Source organism: Tenggerimyces flavus (assembly GCF_016907715.1).
Classification (GTDB): Bacteria; Actinomycetota; Actinomycetes; order Propionibacteriales; family Actinopolymorphaceae; genus Tenggerimyces; species Tenggerimyces flavus.
In genome coordinates, this window is the sequence record NZ_JAFBCM010000001.1 from 4178954 (window position 1) to 4196391 (window position 17438).

18 protein-coding genes and 1 pseudogene are annotated in these 17438 nt (G+C 68.6%); 12 read left to right on the forward strand and 7 right to left on the reverse strand.

All coding sequences use genetic code 11. The features are described 5' to 3' along the window. Position 1: 1 nt before the first annotated feature. From rapZ to whiA, 3 genes are all read left to right on the forward strand, one after another. Complete coding sequence (gene rapZ, locus JOD67_RS19500) at positions 2 to 874, forward strand: RNase adapter RapZ (RefSeq protein ID WP_205119038.1); 873 nt, start codon at positions 2 to 4, stop codon at positions 872 to 874. Next, complete coding sequence (locus tag JOD67_RS19505) at positions 871 to 1839, forward strand: gluconeogenesis factor YvcK family protein (protein WP_205119039.1); 969 nt, start codon at positions 871 to 873, stop codon at positions 1837 to 1839. The genes rapZ and JOD67_RS19505 overlap by 4 nt, the downstream gene beginning before the upstream one ends. A gap of 113 nt (positions 1840 to 1952) precedes the next feature. Then, positions 1953 to 2933 carry a DNA-binding protein WhiA gene (gene whiA, locus JOD67_RS19510; RefSeq protein ID WP_205119040.1) on the forward strand — a complete coding sequence of 327 codons (981 nt, stop codon included), beginning with the start codon at positions 1953 to 1955 and terminating at the stop codon, positions 2931 to 2933. Positions 2934 to 2973: 40 nt separating this feature from the next. Here the strand turns inward: whiA and JOD67_RS19515 are convergent, their stop codons facing one another. After that, positions 2974 to 4065: an ISL3 family transposase gene (locus JOD67_RS19515; RefSeq protein WP_307782728.1), complete on the reverse strand. Its 1092-nt coding sequence runs from the start codon at positions 4063 to 4065 to the stop codon at positions 2974 to 2976. Between the two features lie 126 nt (positions 4066 to 4191). Further along, positions 4192 to 4509, reverse strand: a pseudogene (locus JOD67_RS41980) (hypothetical protein); the annotation flags it as partial. A 222-nt stretch (positions 4510 to 4731) separates the two neighbouring features. On the opposite strand from JOD67_RS41980, the gene gap reads away from it, so the two are divergent. From gap to JOD67_RS19540, 5 genes are read left to right on the forward strand one after another with little or no spacing between them, the layout of a single operon-like run. Further along, the gene (gap, locus tag JOD67_RS19520; protein ID WP_205119041.1) at positions 4732 to 5751 is read left to right on the forward strand and encodes a type I glyceraldehyde-3-phosphate dehydrogenase; all 1020 of its coding nucleotides are present in this window, start codon (positions 4732 to 4734) and stop codon (positions 5749 to 5751) included. Then, entirely contained in the window at positions 5748 to 6929 is a 1182-nt protein-coding gene (locus JOD67_RS19525; RefSeq protein ID WP_205119042.1) for a phosphoglycerate kinase, read from the forward strand. The genes gap and JOD67_RS19525 overlap by 4 nt, the downstream gene beginning before the upstream one ends. A gap of 35 nt (positions 6930 to 6964) precedes the next feature. Then, positions 6965 to 7741, forward strand: a complete 777-nt coding sequence (tpiA, locus tag JOD67_RS19530; protein WP_205123068.1) for a triose-phosphate isomerase — start codon at positions 6965 to 6967, stop codon at positions 7739 to 7741. A 54-nt stretch (positions 7742 to 7795) separates the two neighbouring features. After that, a complete protein-coding gene (locus JOD67_RS19535; RefSeq protein ID WP_205119043.1) occupies positions 7796 to 8224 on the forward strand; it encodes a PPOX class F420-dependent oxidoreductase in 429 nt (142 codons plus the stop codon). A gap of 33 nt (positions 8225 to 8257) precedes the next feature. Continuing rightward, positions 8258 to 9454, forward strand: a complete 1197-nt coding sequence (locus tag JOD67_RS19540; RefSeq protein WP_205119044.1) for a low temperature requirement protein A — start codon at positions 8258 to 8260, stop codon at positions 9452 to 9454. Here the strand turns inward: JOD67_RS19540 and JOD67_RS19545 are convergent. After that, entirely contained in the window at positions 9441 to 9950 is a 510-nt protein-coding gene (locus JOD67_RS19545) for a hypothetical protein (RefSeq protein ID WP_205119045.1), read from the reverse strand. The genes JOD67_RS19540 and JOD67_RS19545 overlap by 14 nt on opposite strands. 50 nt (positions 9951 to 10000) lie before the next feature. Here JOD67_RS19545 and JOD67_RS19550 point away from each other — a divergent pair, with 50 nt between their 5' ends. From JOD67_RS19550 to JOD67_RS19560, 3 genes are read left to right on the forward strand one after another with little or no spacing between them, the layout of a single operon-like run. Next, positions 10001 to 10645, forward strand: a complete 645-nt coding sequence (locus tag JOD67_RS19550) for a hypothetical protein (protein ID WP_205119046.1) — start codon at positions 10001 to 10003, stop codon at positions 10643 to 10645. A gap of 22 nt (positions 10646 to 10667) precedes the next feature. After that, positions 10668 to 11825, forward strand: coding sequence for an N-acetylglucosamine-6-phosphate deacetylase (gene nagA, locus JOD67_RS19555; protein ID WP_205119047.1), 1158 nt, complete (start codon positions 10668 to 10670; stop codon positions 11823 to 11825). Beyond that, entirely contained in the window at positions 11822 to 13402 is a 1581-nt protein-coding gene (locus tag JOD67_RS19560; RefSeq protein WP_205119048.1) for an N-acyl-D-amino-acid deacylase family protein, read from the forward strand. The genes nagA and JOD67_RS19560 overlap by 4 nt, the downstream gene beginning before the upstream one ends. Here the strand turns inward: JOD67_RS19560 and JOD67_RS19565 are convergent. From JOD67_RS19565 to JOD67_RS19575, 3 genes are read right to left on the reverse strand one after another with little or no spacing between them, the layout of a single operon-like run. Then, positions 13395 to 15062, reverse strand: coding sequence for an FAD-binding dehydrogenase (locus tag JOD67_RS19565; RefSeq protein ID WP_205119049.1), 1668 nt, complete (start codon positions 15060 to 15062; stop codon positions 13395 to 13397). The genes JOD67_RS19560 and JOD67_RS19565 overlap by 8 nt on opposite strands. Positions 15063 to 15086: 24 nt before the next feature. Then, positions 15087 to 15353: a DUF6406 domain-containing protein gene (locus JOD67_RS19570; protein WP_205119050.1), complete on the reverse strand. Its 267-nt coding sequence runs from the start codon at positions 15351 to 15353 to the stop codon at positions 15087 to 15089. A 9-nt stretch (positions 15354 to 15362) separates the two neighbouring features. After that, a complete protein-coding gene (locus JOD67_RS19575) occupies positions 15363 to 15911 on the reverse strand; it encodes a calpain family cysteine peptidase (protein ID WP_205119051.1) in 549 nt (182 codons plus the stop codon). Between the two features lie 254 nt (positions 15912 to 16165). Between JOD67_RS19575 and JOD67_RS19580 the strand changes: the two genes are divergently transcribed. Continuing rightward, positions 16166 to 16309, forward strand: coding sequence for a hypothetical protein (locus tag JOD67_RS19580; RefSeq protein WP_205119052.1), 144 nt, complete (start codon positions 16166 to 16168; stop codon positions 16307 to 16309). Positions 16310 to 16464: 155 nt separating this feature from the next. Here JOD67_RS19580 and JOD67_RS19585 read toward each other — a convergent pair whose 3' ends face one another. Next, entirely contained in the window at positions 16465 to 17436 is a 972-nt protein-coding gene (locus JOD67_RS19585; protein ID WP_205119053.1) for a C2 family cysteine protease, read from the reverse strand. Positions 17437 to 17438 lie beyond the last annotated feature (2 nt).

A 17438-nucleotide genomic window follows, 5' to 3' on the forward strand; every position in this document is an offset into this window, starting at 1 on the left:
TATGACCGAAAGCCCGCCTCCGGAGCTCATCCTGGTCTCCGGCATGTCCGGCGCCGGGCGGAGCTCGGCAGCCGATGTCCTGGAGGACCTCGGCTGGTTCGTCGTGGACAACCTGCCGCCCGAGTTGCTGCCGACGATCGTCAAGCTGCTCGGCGGCGGCGACGGTCCGGTGTCCAAGATCGCCGTCGCGGTCGACGTACGTTCCGGCTCGTTCTTCGCCGCGTTGCAGAGCGGCTTGGAGGCGCTGCGCGCTCGCGGCGTACGCCCGACGTTGCTGTTCCTCGAGGCCAGCGACGAGGTGCTGGTCCGCCGGTACGAGAGTGTCCGCCGTCCGCACCCGCTGCAGGGCGACGGCCGGGTCCTGGACGGCATCGCGCGCGAACGCGAGATCCTCGCCGACCTGCGCGGCGACGCCGACCTCGTGATCGACACGTCCAACCTGAACATCCACCAGCTCGCGGCGAAGATCGTGAGCGCGTTCGGCGCCGAGGACGACCAGGCGCTGCAGGCGACGCTGGTCTCGTTCGGCTTCAAGTACGGCATCCCCGTCGACGCCGACCTCGTGGTCGACTGCCGGTTCCTGCCCAACCCGTACTGGGTCGCCGAGCTGCGCGGCCAGACCGGCCTCGACGAGGAGGTCCGCGAGTACGTGATGAAGCAGGACGACGCGTTGCCGTTCCTCGACCAGTACGAACGGCTCGTCCAGCTGCTCGCGACCGGCTACCTGCGTGAGGGCAAGCGGTTCGTGACGATCGCCGTCGGCTGCACCGGCGGCAAGCACCGCAGTGTCGCGATGGCCGAGGAGCTCGGTGGCCGGCTGCGTTCGCGCGGCATCGACAACCTCGTCGTCCACCGTGACCTGGGTCGCGAATGAGTGACGCCAGCGTGTTCGTCGCGGGCTCGGACCCGAAGGTCGTCGCACTCGGCGGCGGGCACGGGCTCGCCGCGTCGCTGTCAGCGCTGCGCAAGGTCACCGAACAGCTCACCGCCGTCGTCACCGTCGCCGACGACGGCGGCTCGTCCGGCCGGCTGCGCGAGGAGTTCGGCGTGCTCCCGCCGGGCGACCTGCGCCAGGCCCTCGCCGCGTTGTGCGGCGACGACGAGTGGGGCCGTACGTGGGCCGAGGTGCTGCAGCACAGGTTCGACGGCAAGGGCCCGCTGTCCGGGCACGCGGTCGGCAACCTGCTGATCGTCGCGTTGTGGGAACGACTCGGCCAGCATGTCGACGGCCTGGACTGGGTCGCGCGGCTGCTCGGGGCGCGCGGCCGGGTGCTGCCGATGTGCGCGGTGCCGTTGCAGATCCAGGCCGAGGTGATCGGGCTCGACCCGGCCGACCCCGCAGCGGTGTCGATCGTGCGCGGTCAGGCCGAGGTCGCGATCACGACCGGCGAGGTGCTGAACGTCGCGCTCGTACCGAACGATCCGCCCGCCTGTGCGGAAGCCGTCGAAGCGGTTCGCTCCGCCGACGGCATCGTGCTCGGACCGGGCTCGTGGTTCACCAGCGTGCTGCCGCATCTGATGGTTCCGGAGCTGGCCGCGGCCCTGCACGAGACCGAGGCACGCCGCGTTCTCACCCTCAACCTCGCGCCGCAGGTGGGGGAGACGCGCGACTTCTCGCCGGAGAAACATCTCGAGGTTCTCGCGGCACACGCACCAGATCTTCGTATCGACGTGGTCATCGCCGACGATGCGTTCGTCGCCGACCAGCCCGCACTCGCTGCCGCGGCAGCGACTTTGGGCGCGGAGCTCGTGGTCGCCGACGTCGCTCGTAACGATGGGTCACCACGTCACGATCCCGAACGGCTGGCTCAGGTCTACGCCAAGGTTCTGGACGACTAGCACCGTTTGTCACCAGGGTGAAGTACGTTCCGTTCCCACTATGTGACCGTCTGCTGAACGAATTCCCAACCCACACTGAGAAACGATCTTTAGGACGTGGCAGTATCGTCCCCATGGCGATGACGGCGCAGGTTAAAGCAGAGCTCACGAGCACGACGGTGACGAAGCCCTGCTGTCGAAAGGCCGAGGTTTCCGCGACCCTCCGGTTCGCCGGAGGGTTACACATTGTGAGTGGCCGCATCGTGATCGAGGCAGAGCTCGATACCGGTGCTTCGGCCCGCCGGTTGCGCAAGGACATCGCCGAGGTGTTTGGCCACGTCAGCGACGTTTTGGTGGTCGCTCCGGGCGGGCTGCGCAAGAGCAACCGGTACGTCGTGCGGGTGGTCAAGGAAGGTGAGGCGCTCGCCAGGCAAACCGGTTTGCTCGACATGCGAGGTCGCCCCGTTCGGGGTCTGCCGCCACAGGTCGTCAACGGTTCGTCGTGCGACGCGGTCGCCGCTTGGCGCGGTGCGTTCCTCGCCCACGGCTCCCTGACAGAGCCCGGCCGGTCGTCGGCGTTGGAGGTGACCTGCCCCGGACCCGAGGCCGCGTTGGCTCTGGTCGGTGCCGCTCGCCGCATCGGCATCTCCGCGAAGGCGCGCGAGGTCCGCGGCGTCGACCGCGTGGTGATCCGCGACGGTGACGCGATCGGGCAGCTGCTGACCCGGCTCGGCGCGCACGAGAGCCTGCTCGCCTGGGAAGAGCGCCGGATGCGCCGCGAGGTGCGCGCGACCGCGAACCGGCTGGCGAACTTCGACGACGCCAACCTCCGCCGTTCCGCCCGTGCCGCGGTCGCCGCCGGCGCGCGCGTCGAACGAGCGCTGGAGATCCTCGGCGAGGACGTGCCCGACCACCTGAAGCTCGCCGGCGCGCTGCGGCTGGAGCACAAGCAGGCCAGCCTCGAAGAGCTCGGCCAGATCCACGTACCGCCGCTGACGAAGGACGCCATCGCCGGCCGGATCCGCCGCCTGCTCGCGATGGCGGACAAGAAGGCGTCCGACCAGGGCATCCCCGGCACCGAGGCGAATCTGACCGCCGACATGCTCAACGCCTGACCCGGCCGCAGCGGTGGGCCAACGATCATGTTTACAGGCTCTACGCAGCCAAGCGTGGTGTGCGGTGTCTGATGTGGGTGGCTGCGGGTTTGGGTGGCCAGTCTATGTCGGCGCAGGCGAGGAGGATGCGGGCGCGGTAGTTGGTGAAGCTGCGGAAGCCGAAGCCGATGCGTTTGATCTTCTTGATGATGGTGTTGGTGCCTTCGGTGGGGCCGTTGCTGGCGTAGGGGTGGTCGGCTCGGGCGAGGATGGGGTCGCGCCACTCGGTGAGGGTGTTCGCCAGGGTCGCTAGTTCGGGGATGTCGTCGTGGTGGGCGTAGTAGCGGGCGTCGGCGATGAGCCGGTCAAGGCGTGCGGTGACCCTTGTTTTGTTGGGGAAACGCTGCCTCGCCGTGGTGTCGACGCGTTGGTAGAGGTGGCGGAGGCGGTGGGCGATCTCCCAGGTGGCGCCGACCTGGCCGGTGGGGTCGTGGTCGAGTAGGACGGTGCGCAGTCGGGTGGCGCGGTGTCCGTCGGGGGTGAAGGCCTCGGGTTTGCTGCGCAGCAGCCGCAGTGTGTCGTGCAGGGGGTCGCCCTTGCGGCCGCGGCGGCCGAGTTGGTCGAACTGGACCCGGCGGCGGACCAGTTCGGTCGTGTCGGTGCCGAGTTTGACCAGGTGGAAGGCGTCGAGCACCACGCTGGCCTGCGGCAGCCCGGTCCGTAGCCCGGACCGGTAGGAGCGCAGCGGATCACACACCGCGGCCTGGATACCGGCCCGCCAGGCCGGGTCCCGGTGGGCGAACCAGTCGGACACGATCCGGCCGGTGCGGCCCGGCAGCACATCGAGCAGCTTCCCGCGGCCGACGTCGACGATGGTGGTGCAGAACCGCATCCACTGCACCGGCCCACGGGCCCCGAACACGTGCTCATCGACGCCGACCGCGGTCACCGCACGCGCCTCCGGTGGCCGGCGCAGCGCCTTCGCGGCGGCCACGACGGCGGTGTTGACCGTGCCCCACGACACACCGAACTCCGCGGCCACCGTCGCCACCGCGGACTGGTCCTGACCGACCCGGCGCACCGCCTCGGCCACCGCCCGCTCGGTCATACACCGCCGCGGCCGAATCAGCTCACTCGTCTCAGACCACGTCACCGCCGTCGCCGTGGTCGTCGTCGTCGTCGTGGCCGTGGCCGTCGCCGTGGTCGTTCTTCCTTGCAGGCAACGAGGTTCGCGGCATCGCCACAACCGCTTATGCCACACCAGCAGCACCGGCTTACCCGCAATCGGCAGATCCCGCACCACCACCGGCCGCCGACCATGCGGCGACGCGACCGCCCCACACCCCCGACACGCCTCCCGACACGCCTGCGACCCGGCCGTGGTCTGAATCAGCAGGTTCCACTCCCCGAGCAGTTCCACCGCCCGAGTCACCTCGAACCCCTCAAGGCCCAACGCGGCCGTCCACCCAGTAACGTCATCCACGGGTCCTGTGCTCCTTCCAGCCCCGGCTGATTCGCAACCAACCGAGACTGACCGGCACAGGACCCCCCTCACGAGGAGACACGCCGACAGGTCTGCTACCAGCCCCACCACCACCCTTGGCTAAGAAGAGCCTGTTTACATGATCATTCGCCGCTTTACGTGGGGTAGACGCCAGGCAACGTACCCGCAAGGCAGGTAAGGCGGCCGGTCGAGCGATCCGCTGATGCCTGACCGGTTCAGGCCTCGTTCCGTGTCCCCGGTAAGGTCGAGTCGTGCATGCGCGGGCAAGGATGCCGGCGCTGATCGACCGCAACGACCCACACGAGGGGGCGTCCCGTGACCATCCGTGTTGGCATCAACGGCTTCGGCCGGATTGGCCGCAACTTCTTCCGCGCAGTTCTCGCGCAGGGCGGCTCTGACGTCGAGATCGTCGGCGTCAACGACCTCGCGAGCAACGACGTGCTAGCCCATATGCTCAAGTACGACTCGGTGCTCGGCCGGCTCAACGCCGAGGTCAGCCACGACGACGTCAGCCTCACCGTGAACGGGAAGTCGTTCGGCGCCATCTCCGAGACCGACCCGGCCAAGCTGCCGTGGAAGGACCTCGGCGCGGACGTCGTGATCGAGTCGACCGGCCGCTTCACCAAGGCCGAGGACGCCCGCAAGCACATCGAGGCCGGCGCCCGCAAGGTGATCATCTCCGCGCCCGCGACCGACGAGGACATCACGATCGTCCTCGGCGTCAACGAGGACAAGTACGACGCCGAGAAGCACCACATCATCTCCAACGCGTCGTGCACGACGAACTGCGTCGCGCCGATGGCCAAGGTGCTGCTCGACAACTTCGGCATCGACCGCGGCATGATGACGACGATCCACGCGTACACGACCGAGCAGCAGCTGCTCGACCAGATCGCGGTCACGCGTAAAGGTTCGGTCAACTTGCGCCGCGCCCGCGCCGCCGCGATCAACATCATCCCGACGACGACCGGCGCCGCGAAGGCCGTCAGCCTGGTGATCCCGGAGCTCAAGGGCAAGGTCGACGGCATGGCGTTCCGCGTGCCGGTCCCGACCGGCTCGGTGACCGACCTCGTGGTCGAGCTCTCTCGCGAGACGACCAAGGAAGAGGTCAACGCCGCGTTCAAGGCCGCGGCCGAAGGCCCGCTCAAGGACCTGCTGGTCTACACCGAGGACGAGATCGTCTCCTCCGACATCGTCAACACCGCGGCGAGCTGCACGATCGACGGCGACATGACGATGGTGCAGGGCAACCAGGTCAAGGTCGTCGGCTGGTACGACAACGAGTGGGGCTACTCCAACCGGCTCGTCGACCTCGCCCGTCTCGTCGGCCGGTGAAGGGACTCGACGACCTGGGGGACCTGCGTGGCAAGCGCGTCCTCGTACGGTCCGACCTGAACGTTCCGCTCGACGGCGACAAGATCACCGACGACGGGCGGATCCGGGCCAGCGTTCCGACGCTGCGCGCGCTGGCCGGGAAGGGTGCGCGGGTTATCGTGACCGCGCACCTCGGCCGGCCGAAGGGCGGACCCGACCCGGAGTTCTCGCTGGCCCCGGTGGCCGTACGGCTCGGTGAGCTGCTCGGCGCCGAGGTGGCGTTCGCGTCCGACCTCGTCGGCGACAGCGCTCGTTCGACTGTCGCTGGGCTCGGCGACGGGGAGGTCGCGCTGCTGGAGAACGTGCGCTTCGACCCGCGCGAGACGAGCAAGTCCGACGCCGAGCGCGGCGAGCTCGCCGACGAGCTGGCTTCGTTCGCGGACGCGTACGTCTCCGACGGTTTCGGCGCGGTGCACCGCAAGCACGCGAGCGTGTACGACGTCGCGCAGCGGCTGCCGCACGCGGCCGGTGGGCTGGTGCTCACCGAGGTCGAGGTGCTGCGGCGTCTCACCGAGTCGCCGGAGCGTCCGTACGTCGTCGTGCTCGGCGGCGCGAAGGTCTCCGACAAGCTCGGCGTGATCGACAACCTGCTGGAGAAGGCCGATCAGCTGCTGATCGGCGGCGGCATGGTGTTCACGTTCTTCAAGGCGCAGGGGCACGAGATCGGTCGCAGCCTGCTCGAGGCGGACCAGGTCGACACCGTGCGCGGCTATCTCGACAAGTACGGCGACCGCATCGTGCTGCCGACCGACATCGTCGCGACCGCGGCGCTCGAGGCCGGCGCTGAGCATGCCGTCGTCGGCGCTTCGGAGATCCCGTCCGATCGGATCGGCGCGGACATCGGGCCGGAGTCCACGAAGGCGTTCGCCTCGCATGTCACCGCGGCGAAGACGGTGTTCTGGAACGGCCCAATGGGCGTTGCGGAGATTCCGGAGTTCGCGGGCGGGACGCGCGGCGTCGCCGAGGCGATGACCGGTGGGAACGGTTTCACGGTCGTCGGCGGTGGGGACTCCGCGGCTGCCGTTCGGGCGCTCGGGTTCGACGAGGACGCGTTCGGCCACATCTCGACCGGCGGCGGCGCGTCGTTGGAGTACCTGGAGGGCAAGACGCTTCCCGGCCTTGCCGTGTTGGAGGACTGACCGCCGTGGCGAAGAAGAGCGACCGTACGGTCCTGATGGCCGGCAACTGGAAGATGAACCTCGATCACCGCGAGGCCGTTCATCTGGTCCAGAAGCTGGCCTGGACGCTGCAGGACAAGAAGCACGACTTCGGCGCGGTCGAGGTCGTCGTGCTGCCGGCGTTCACCGGAATCCGTTCGGTGCAGACGCTGATCGACGGCGACCGGCTGGACCTGAAGTACGGCGCTCAGGACCTGTCGCCGAACGACGGCGGCGCGTACACCGGTGACGTGTCGGGCGCGATGCTCGCGAAGCTGGGGTGCTCGTACGTCACCGTCGGGCACTCCGAGCGGCGGCAGTACCACGCGGAATCGGACGAGCTCGTCAACGCCAAGGCGAAGGCGGCGTTCCGGCACGGACTGGTCCCGATCCTCTGTGTGGGTGAGGGATTGGACGTTCGGCAGGAAGGCCGGCAGGTCGAGCACACGGTGGCGCAGGTCGCCGCGGGCATCGAAGGGCTGAAGGCCGAGCAGGTCGCCGAGCTCGTGCTCGCGTACGAACCGGTGTGGGCGATCGGCACCGGCGAGGTCGCGACACCGGCCGACGCGCAGGAGGTCTGCGCGGCGATCCGTGGTGCGGTGCTGGACGCGTACGACGCGGACGTCGCCGCTTCGGTGCGCGTGCTGTACGGCGGCTCGGTCAAGACGAACAACGTCGGCGGCATCATGAAACAGGCCGACGTGGACGGTTGTCTGGTCGGTGGCGCGAGCCTGGATCCGGAGGAGTTCGGCGGGATCTGCCGCTTCCACGACATGCCGGTGCTGCCGGGCTGACCGGGTCGTACGGTTCCGGGCATAACCGGCGCCGGTGCTGGGTTGTACGTCTTTGTGACGGAGACCAAGCCACCTGAAACGCATGCCTACCTGCTCGACCGACCGCTGTTCGCGCATCTCGCGACGGTCCGCCCCGACGGATCGCCGCAGAGCAGCGTGATGTGGTTCGCCTGGGACGGGGAGTTCGTCAAGTTCACCCACACCAAGCTGCGGCAGAAGTTCCGAAACCTCGGTGAGAACGGGCAGGTCGCGCTGTCGATCGTCGACCCCGACGACGGCTACCGCTTCCTCGAGGTGCGGGGTTCGGTCGAGAGCGTCGAGGACGACGAGACCGGTGCGTTCTACGACTTCCTCGCCGAGCGGTATGGAACGCTCGGCCGGGTTCGTGACCCGAAGGTCCGCGTGGTCGTGAAGGTGCGGCCGGAGAAGTTCGTCGCTGTCGAGGGCGGGCACGTGGTCGGGAGCGACCCGAGCGTCTACTGACGGCTGTCAAGGCCGGGTTGTCATACTTTCCGCATGACAGAAGCCACTCCGGCCGAAGACACCGGCTCCGAACGCCATGCCTCGTGGGTCGAACTGTTCTTCGACCTCGTGGTGGTCGCAGGCGTCACGCAGCTGACGCATCTGCTGCACGACGGTGAGTCGGCGTCGTCGATTGCCTTGTACGCGTTGCTGTTCCTGGCGTTCTGGACGGCCTGGGGCAGCATCACGATGTACGGCAACATCGCGGGCGAGCGCACGCACCTCAGCGTGGTGCTCGTCGCGATGTTCGGACTCGCCGTGATGATGGCGTCGGTCGCGCAGCTCGACGAGCACTGGAAGGCGTTCGCGGTCGGGTACATCCTCGTGCGCGTGCTCGCCTCGCGGGTGTGGCGGCGTACACAGATCGTCGTGGACTGGCCGGCGGCACAGCTGTTCGGCGGAGTGATGCCGTGGATCGTGTCGCTCTGGGTGTCGGCGGAGGTGCGACCTTGGTTGTGGGCGCTGGGCGTGGCGATCGATCTGTTCGGCCTGTTGATGGCGCAGGAGAGCCGAATGATGGCGTCCGCGCAGGAGCGGCTGGATCGTGTGGTGGAGCGGGTGCAACGTTCGGGGCGGCAGTTCCCCGAGGCGTACCTACCCTCGTTGCAGGCCGTACGGTCCGACCCGGTCCATTTGGGGGAGCGGCTCGGCCTGTTCGTCATCATCGTGCTTGGCGAGGGCGTGATTCAGGTGATCGCGGCGGCGTCGGGCGTGGAGTGGGACCGCGCACTTGGCCTGTGGGCGGTGGGCTCGTTCGCCGTTCTCGTCGGCCTGTGGGCGTTGTCGTTGATCTACGGGTACGCGGGCGTGCCGCTGCTGCGGATCAACGTGCTGCCGGTACGGATCGCGATGGCCTTCCACTGCGTGACGACGTGCGCGTTGGCCGGGTTGGCCGCAGGTCTGGGGATCGTGGCAGCGCACCCGCATTCCGAACCCCCTGCCACCGTCCGTTGGCTGCTGTACGGAGGGGCCGCCCTCTACTTTCTGACCAGCCTGATAGCCGGAGTGCTCACCAAGGCACGACTTTCGTGGCTGCTGGCCTTCGCCCTACCCTGCGTTCTGGCCCCGGTCGTGCTCGCTTCGTTGGGTTCGTTGGTAGGGATCGCCTGGTCCATTTGGGTGTTGGCCGCCGCCGTTGTGTGGCAGCTGATCTACGTTCGTCGCATCGCGCCGGCGCCTAGTCCCGCCTGACCCGATCCCATCGTTCGCTGGTGGCGACGAAAGCCGTGGTCGGCTCCCCTTCGAACGGCTTTTTGTCCCTACTAACGGCGGCCGAACGGGAGGGGGAGAGCAGGTTGGTGAGCCGCATGGTGGTGCCGCCCATCTCCCACGCTTCGACGGTGACGGGTCGTACCTCCTTGCTGTCACCGATGGCGACCTCGTACCCGCCGAACGTCGCCCGCAAGTCCGTCGGAGTGAGCACCTGGAGCGCGACGTCCGCGTCTTGGTACTCGGCTGTCCCGAAGTCGACGCCCTCGAACTCGGGGAAGTACGCGGTGAGCTCGTTCGCCAACCAGCGCGCCAGCACCGGCTGGCTGCTGACGACCACGGTCTCGTTCTCGGAGGCGACGATGCCGACCCGCCCGGGGCCGTGGATCGACCAGTCCGCGATCCACACGCTCGCCCGTACTCCGGTGCTGAGGACACACCCCGGATTGGCCCCGACGAAGACCGGCTCGATGCTCACGGGGTAAAATGATCGCAGCTTCCGGACCTGGATCCTCTAGCGTGCTTGTCATGACGGAAGACGATGACTTCGAGCAGTGGAGCGACGACGCGCGCGAGAGCTACCTCGACGCGTCGGCGGCGTTGCAGGCTGCGCTGGCCGCCCAGATCTCCACCGTCTCCGCGGCCCGAGACGACGGCGACCTCGCCGCCGTCCTCGCCGCCAACGACGCCCTCGACGTCGCCGCCTCCGCCTACTCCGAGGCTCAGTTCGTCCTGACCGGTAGCTTTCCGGCGTTCGAGGTCGACGACCTGGACGACGAGGAGGACGAGGAGGAGGACGAGGAGGACGAGAGCGACGACAACACTGCGGCCGACGAGAGCGAGGCGCCGTCCAACTCGGTCATGATCCTCACTCGCGTCGTCTATGGCCTGAGGCGCGAGCGCGACGTCATCGAGGCCGGTCGGCAGGCTTCGGCACGCACTCACGAGGGCGATGACGGCATCGTCGATCTGGCGCACGCGCTCCACGAGATCGCGCACGACGGCGGCTGGACGGCCCTCGACTCCGTCGACGGACTCGAGCTGCTCAAACGCTCCGCGTGGATCGCGACCGCTCCCACGCCACCTCAGCAGTCGCTCGACGATCCGTTCGCGACACCGTTCGTGCTCGAGGACGGTGCCGAGCTCCGCTATCGGGTGGACGATGTCCTCTAGTCACACTCGCTAGGGTGCTGAGGTGCTCGTCCTCGCCAACGCTCGCGTCGTCACACCCCGGCGAGTCCTTTCGCCGGGGTGGGTGACACTTTCGGATGGGCTGATCGACGGTGTCGGCGGGGGTGACCCACCTCCTTTCGACGGGGTGATGCACGACCTCGACGGTGCGTTCGTCCTGCCCGGCTTCGTCGACCTGCACATGCACGGCGGCGGGGGAGCGCAGATCACCACCGATGACCCGGACGAGATCCGTACCGCGATCGCGTTCCATCGCCGGCACGGCACGACCACGACGCTCGCCAGTCTCGTCACCGACGAGCTCGACCGCATGGTCGCGTCCGTCCGGACGATCGCCGGGCTCATCCGGTCCGATCTCGCCGGCGCCGTTGCCGGTATCCACCTCGAGGGGCCGTTCCTCAACCCGGCCAAGCGCGGCTCGCACCACAGCGAGTACCTGCTCGCACCCAGCATCCCCGCACTGCGCGCGCTGACCGACGCCGGTGACGGGCTCGTTCGCGTCGTCACGCTGGCGCCCGAGCTCGATGGCGGCATGGACCTGCTCCGGGAGGTACGCCGCGCCGGCGCGATTCCCGCCGTCGGGCACACCGAGGCGACGTTCGACGAGGCACGGGCCGCGTTCGCTGCCGGGGCCCGCATCGCCACGCACCTGTTCAACGCGATGCGCCCGTTCCACCACCGCGACCCCGGTCCCGCGGGCGCGGCGCTCGCCGACGACACCGTCACCTGCGAGCTGATCAACGACGGCTTCCACGTGCACGACGACGCGGTACGCATCGCCGTCCAGGCCGCCGGCATCGACCGCGTCGCGTTCATCACCGACGCCACACCGGCCGCTGGCATGACGAACGGCGAGTTCCGGCTCGGTCCTGTGCCCGTCTTCGCACGCGAGGGCAAGGTCACGTTGACGGACGGAACGTTCGCCGGCAGCACGCTGACGATGGACGCGACCGTACGCCACGCCGTCCGCTGCGTCGGCCTCACGCTGCCCGACGCCGCGGCCGCCGCGGCTATGACGCCCGCGCAGGTCCTCGGTCTCAGCCAACGGACCGGCAGCATCGTGCCGGGCAAGGACGCCGACCTCGTCGTCCTCGACGCCGGTCTCCACGTCGCCGCGGTGATCGCCCGCGGCGCTGTCGTCTCGGGAGGATTGCCTACGTGAGCTACGACCTGGTGCTGCGCGGCGGATCGGTACTCGACGGAACCGGATCGCCAGCACAGACAGCCGATGTCGCGATCACCGACGGGCGGATCGTCGCTGTCGGCCGTACCGACGGCTCTGCTCGGCGGACCATCGACGTGTCGGGCGCGGTCGTCTGCCCGGGGTTCATCGACCTGCACTCGCACGCGGACTTCTCCGTGTTGGGTGCGCCCGAGGCCGTCACGCAGGTGACGCAGGGCGTAACGACGCTGGTGACGGGCAACTGCGGGTTCTCGCCGTTCCCGATCGTGCCGGAGCACGCCGATGAGTTGCGTACGCATGGCAGCTTCATCGGTGGCGGGTTCGCGTGGGACTGGTCGACGGCAGGCGAGTTCGCGGCACGGGTCGAGGCGCTGCCGCTCGGTGTCAACTTCGCCGTGCAGGTCGGGCACGGCGCGATCCGCATCGGCGGCATGGGGCTCGAGGACCGACCGCCTACCCCCGTCGAGCTGGACCGGATGCGTGCGCTGGTTCGTCAATGTGCGCTTGACGGGGTGGTCGGGTTCACGTCCGGGCTGATCTACGCGCCGGGGATGTTCGCTGCGACGTCGGAGCTGGTGGCATTGGCTACCGAGGCTGCCGCTGGCGGGCTGATCTACTCGACGCACATGCGGGACGAGGGCGAGGAGCTGCTCGCGGCGATCGAGGAGGCGTTGACGATCGCGCGTTCGGCCGGCATCCGGTTGGAGATCTCGCACCTCAAGTCGTCCGGCGTGGCGAACTGGGGCAAGGTCTCACCGGCGTTAGAGGCTATAACCAACGCTAGACGTTCTGGCGTGGACGTGCAGGCCGACCAGTACCCGTACACGGCGTCGAGTACGACGCTGACCTCGTTCCTGCCCGGCTGGGCGATGGACGGCGGCGTGCCGGCGTTGCTGCAGCGGCTCGCGTCGCCCGGGACGGTCGACCGACTGGCCGCGGAGCTCAATGCCCGTACGGGAGTCTCGTTCTGGCCGGAGCGGATCGTGATCGCGCGGACGCCGGACGGTCCGTACGCGCGGTACGTCGGGCAGAACGTCGCCGCGGTCGCCGCCGAGCTGGGACTCGACCTCGGCCATGGCGTCGTCGAACTGTTGGCCAAGCAGCAGGGGCGGGTCAGCATCATCCACCATGGGATGGCCGAGGACGACGTTCGGCGGGTGATGGCCGATCCTTTCGTCTCGATCGCCAGCGACGGCGGAGTACTTTCGTGCCCGGGTGAGGGCATGCCGCACCCACGGAGTCTGGGGACTTTCGTACGGGTGCTGGGCCGATATGTGCGGGAGTTCGGCGTACTTTCATTGCCGGATGCCGTTCGGAAGATGACGTCGTTGCCGGCCGCACGGTTGGGCTGGTCCGATCGTGGGATGCTCCGTCAAGGCGCGGTTGCGGACGTCGCGGTGTTCGATCCGTCAACGGTGGTTGACAATGCGACGTTCGGCGATCCGTGGCAGCTGGCGAGCGGTGTCAAGTACACCTTGCTCGCCGGCACACCTGTGTTGGACGACGGGGTGCCGACCGGGATCGGCGCGGGTCGCGTCGTACGCCGGCCTAGCTGACGTCCGCGGCGGCGGCGCGTCCGGCGGTGCGGCCGGAGAACAGGCAGCCGCCGAGGAACGTACCTTCCAGCGCGCGGTAGCCGTGCACGCCTCCACCGCCGAAGCCGGCCGCCTCGCCCGCCGCGTAGAGGCCGGGGAGCGGCTCGCCGTCGTCGCCGAGGACGCGGCTGGACAGGTCGGTCTCGAGTCCGCCGAGCGTCTTGCGAGTGAGGATCGTCAGCCGTACGGCAACGAGCGGGCCGGCAGTCGGGTCGAGCAGCGCGTGCGGCTTCGTGGCACGCATGAGCTTGTCGGTGGTGAACCTGCGCGCGGCGTAGATCGCGTTCAGCTGGGCGTCCTTGCCGAGCCCGGAGGCGACCTCGAGGTCGCGGGTACGGATGAGCTCCTCGAGGTCGACGGCGTCGACGAGGGGGTCGCCGACGAGGTCGTTCATGCCGCGGACGAGCTCGGGCACCGTACGGGCGAAGATGAAGTCGGGGCAGCGTTTGCCGAACTCCTCGACCGGCTTGACGGCGCCGGGCAAGGCGCGCTTGACAACCTCTTGGGTGTTCTTGTCGGTGAAGTCGGGGTTCTGCTCGGAGCCGGAGAGGGCGAACTCGCGGCCCATGATGCGCTGGTTGAGGACGAACCAGGAGTGCTGGAAGCCGGTATGGACGATGTGCTCGACGGCGCCGAGGGAGTCGAAGCCGGGGAAGAGCGGAATGGGCAGTCTTTGTCCGTTGGCGTCGAGCCAGAGCGGGGACGGTCCGGACAGGATGCGGATGCCGTGTCGGCTCCAGATCGGGTCGTAGTTGTGGATGCCTTCGGCGTAGTGCCACATGCGGTCTTCGTTGATGAGCCGCCCGCCGGCCTTGTGGGTGGCTTTCAGCATCGCGCCGTCGACGTGGTCGGGGACGCCGGAGAGCATGTAGTCGGGGGCTTTGCCCTTGTTCTTGGGCCAGTTCTTGCGGACCTCGTCGTGGTTGGCGCCGATGCCGCCGGAGGTGACGATGACGGCTTGGGCCTTGAGCTGGAAGTCGCCGACCTTGGTGCGGGAGCTCTTCTTGCCGCGTTCTTCGTTGCTGGGTTCGAGAATGTTGCCCTCGACGCCGGTGATCTTGCCGGCTTCCTTGGTCAGGCCGGTGACCTGGTGGCGGAACCTGAGGTGCAGGTTGCCACTGGCCTGAGCGCCGCGTACCCGTTGCGCGAACGGCTCGACGACGGCGGGACCGGTGCCCCAGGTGAGGTGGAACCGCGGGACCGAGTTGCCATGCCCACTAGCGAGGCCGCCGCCTCGTTCGGCCCACTGGACAAGGGGAAACCAGCGCACACCTTGGTTGTGGAGCCACTGCCGCTTCTCACCAGCGGCGAAGTCGACGTACGCCTCGGCCCACCTGCGTGGCCAGTAGTCCTCGGGCCGGTCGAACTGCGCCGAGCCCAGCCAGTCGGCGAGCGCGAGATCGCGGGAGTCCTTGACGCCGAGCCTGCGTTGCTCGGGAGAGTCGACGAGGAAGAGGCCGCCGAACGACCAGAAGGCCTGGCCACCGAGATTGGCCTCGTTCTCCTGCTCGAGAACGATGACCGTCTTGCCCGCCTCAGCCACCTCCGCGGCCGCCACCAGCCCCGCCAACCCGGCGCCGACGACGATCACATCAGCCTCGTGCCCACCGTTCTCCACCATGCCCGCCACCCTATTGCAGCCCGGTCACCCGACCCGCGTAACGGTCGCCGCGAAATCCTCCTCATCCCGCACCGAGTCCAACCGCCAAACCTGATCGGCAATGGCGAACGTGTCACACACGTTCACCTCGACCGCGTAGTCGACCCCATCGACGTTGTACGCAACCTCGGCACCGCTCGAGCCGCTCCCACCGGGCGCCGGCGGCAGCAGGCGGTTGACGGTCATGATCGCGACCTTCCGGTTCACGACCCGATCCGGCCGGAGCACCACCACATCAAGCGGTTCGGACATCGACATCTCCTATCGAACGACTGACAGCTGGCCATCGAGGTACTGGATGAGCTGCGACGAGCTCACTCGCTGCGGATGGAATGTCCCGGTCGGATTCCGAAGCGTCATACCCTCGTCGGTGATCTCCGTGACGTCGTATGCGTGCGGTCCTCGAAGACCATAGGGCAGGACGCTGTATCGATCGTTGTTTCGCACCATACCGACGACGACTGGCTTGTTCGCGCCCAGCAGGTCCTCGACGAGCTGATCCAGATCGGTGGCCCATCCCGGGCTCGCCGTGATCCGCACCACTCCGGCACGTTCGCCCGTCAGCTGGGCGAGAACCTGAGCTGTGTCTGAGGCAGTGCCGCCTCCGTCGAGTCGGTCGTACCCGTTCTCGATCCGGCGGGGATGCCCGCGCGACGACGTGTCGTCGAGGCCGGCCAGCGCCTTCTCCAGGACCGCGACCCAGGACACGCCGGTCCTGTGGGTGTTGGCGAAGGCGGCGACGGTGGGTTCTTGTGGGTCGACGGGGAACTCCGGACTGATCTCCAGCTCGATCCGCTTGCCCGTCGGCACCCAGTCGCCGGTGGATCGGTGGCGGAGTGCGTGATGCAGCGGACCTCGTAACTGCCGTCCGGTCTCTCCCACACCAGTTCGCGGATCGCTTCTGGCCGGTGTCCCACGGCGGCGCTGATCGCGGCGATCGCCCAACAGTCGTTGAGCTCGCCTTGCCGTACTTGGTCGCGCCGCGGATCACCGTCGAACAGCGGTGGTACCCGCGGTCGTCCACTGCGGTCGATGATCGTCGGTTGTCCATAGACGGTTGCCGGGTGGCGAGGAACATCCGGACGGTCGACCTGCACCCGGCCGGGTGCGTCGGGAGGCACCTCCTTGTCGGGCAGGTCGTACTCGCCGAAGCGTTCCTGCACGGTCTGCCGGATGCGCTTGACGAGCCCACCCAGCTGGCGCTCTGAACCGTCCACGTGCGGCGCCGGGGCCCGAACCTTGTCGGTGGGTGCGACGTGATCGAGCGGATCGTAGCTCCGATCGGCGTCTCTGGCCGCGAACTCGGCCTTGCCTCGGCGGCCAGCGTCGGCAGGCTCGTCGGGCGCCTTGTTCGGGCGGTCGATCATCGGAGGGTGATGAGGTGGCCGCTGGTGTGGGGGAGGAGTTGGCGGGCGGTGAGGCGTTCTGGGTGGGTCTCGCCGGTGGGGTTGCGGAGCGCGATCAGGCCGTTTGCGTAGCCGGTGATCTCGTACGTCTGATTCGGCCTGTCCAGCGTGGCCTGCACGATCACCGGCTTGTTGGCGCAGTGCACGTCGCGGATCGCCGACTCGAAGTCGCCCGCGTAGGCGGCGTGGTTCGGGATGCAGATCACGCCGGCGCGGTGGCCGGTGAGGAGGGCGAGGGCCTGTGCGGTGTCCGACGGCGTGCCGCCCTCGTCGAGGCGGTTGTATCCGGACTCCACCCGCCGCGGGTGTCCCGGCGTGTACGTCTGGTCGAGTCCGGCGAACGCCTTCTCCAACACCGCGACCCAGGACACGCCGGACGTCCGCGTGTCCGCGAACGCGGCGGCCCAAGGATCGGCGGGGTCGACGGGGACCTCGGGCGTGACCTCCAGCTCGATCCGGCGTCCGGTCGGGACCCAGTCGCCCGACCCGCTGTCCCACGAGGCGTCGTGGAGGCGCACCTCGAAACAGCCGTCCGGCCTTTCGCGTACGACGTCGCGCAGCGCGTGCGGCCGATGTCCGGCGACCGCGCCGAGGGCGGCGATCAGCCAACCGTCGTTCAGACTTCCTTGCCGTACCTGATCGCGGATCGGCCGACCATAGAACAGCGGTGGCGTCTCGATCCTCCCTTGCGCGTCGAAGAGCGTCGGCTGCCCGTACATGAGGGTGCGGTGCTCCGGAAGCTCCGGACGGTCGATCGTCACGCGATCGGGGCTGTCCGCGGCAGCCCGCCGGCGCGGCTCGTCGGCCTTGCCGAGATGCGCGATCGGGTCGTAGATCGGTCGACTCCGATCTGCCGCCCTCAGGTCGGCGAGCGCTTCGAACTCCTTCAACCGTGCCTGGTCGATCATCGGTTGGTCCACCCTTGCCATCG

Coding starts and splice junctions, on each gene's coding strand:
- whiA (WP_205119040.1), top strand. CDS start 1,953: ATGGCGATGACGGCGCAGGTTAAAGCAGAGCTCACGAGCACGACGGTG.
- JOD67_RS19565 (WP_205119049.1), bottom strand. CDS start 15,062: ATGGTGGAGAACGGTGGGCACGAGGCTGATGTGATCGTCGTCGGCGCC.
- JOD67_RS19505 (WP_205119039.1), top strand. CDS start 871: ATGAGTGACGCCAGCGTGTTCGTCGCGGGCTCGGACCCGAAGGTCGTC.
- tpiA (WP_205123068.1), top strand. CDS start 6,965: ATGGCCGGCAACTGGAAGATGAACCTCGATCACCGCGAGGCCGTTCAT.
- JOD67_RS19570 (WP_205119050.1), bottom strand. CDS start 15,353: ATGTCCGAACCGCTTGATGTGGTGGTGCTCCGGCCGGATCGGGTCGTG.
- rapZ (WP_205119038.1), top strand. CDS start 2: ATGACCGAAAGCCCGCCTCCGGAGCTCATCCTGGTCTCCGGCATGTCC.
- JOD67_RS19585 (WP_205119053.1), bottom strand. CDS start 17,436: ATGGCAAGGGTGGACCAACCGATGATCGACCAGGCACGGTTGAAGGAG.
- JOD67_RS19540 (WP_205119044.1), top strand. CDS start 8,258: ATGACAGAAGCCACTCCGGCCGAAGACACCGGCTCCGAACGCCATGCC.
- JOD67_RS19550 (WP_205119046.1), top strand. CDS start 10,001: ATGACGGAAGACGATGACTTCGAGCAGTGGAGCGACGACGCGCGCGAG.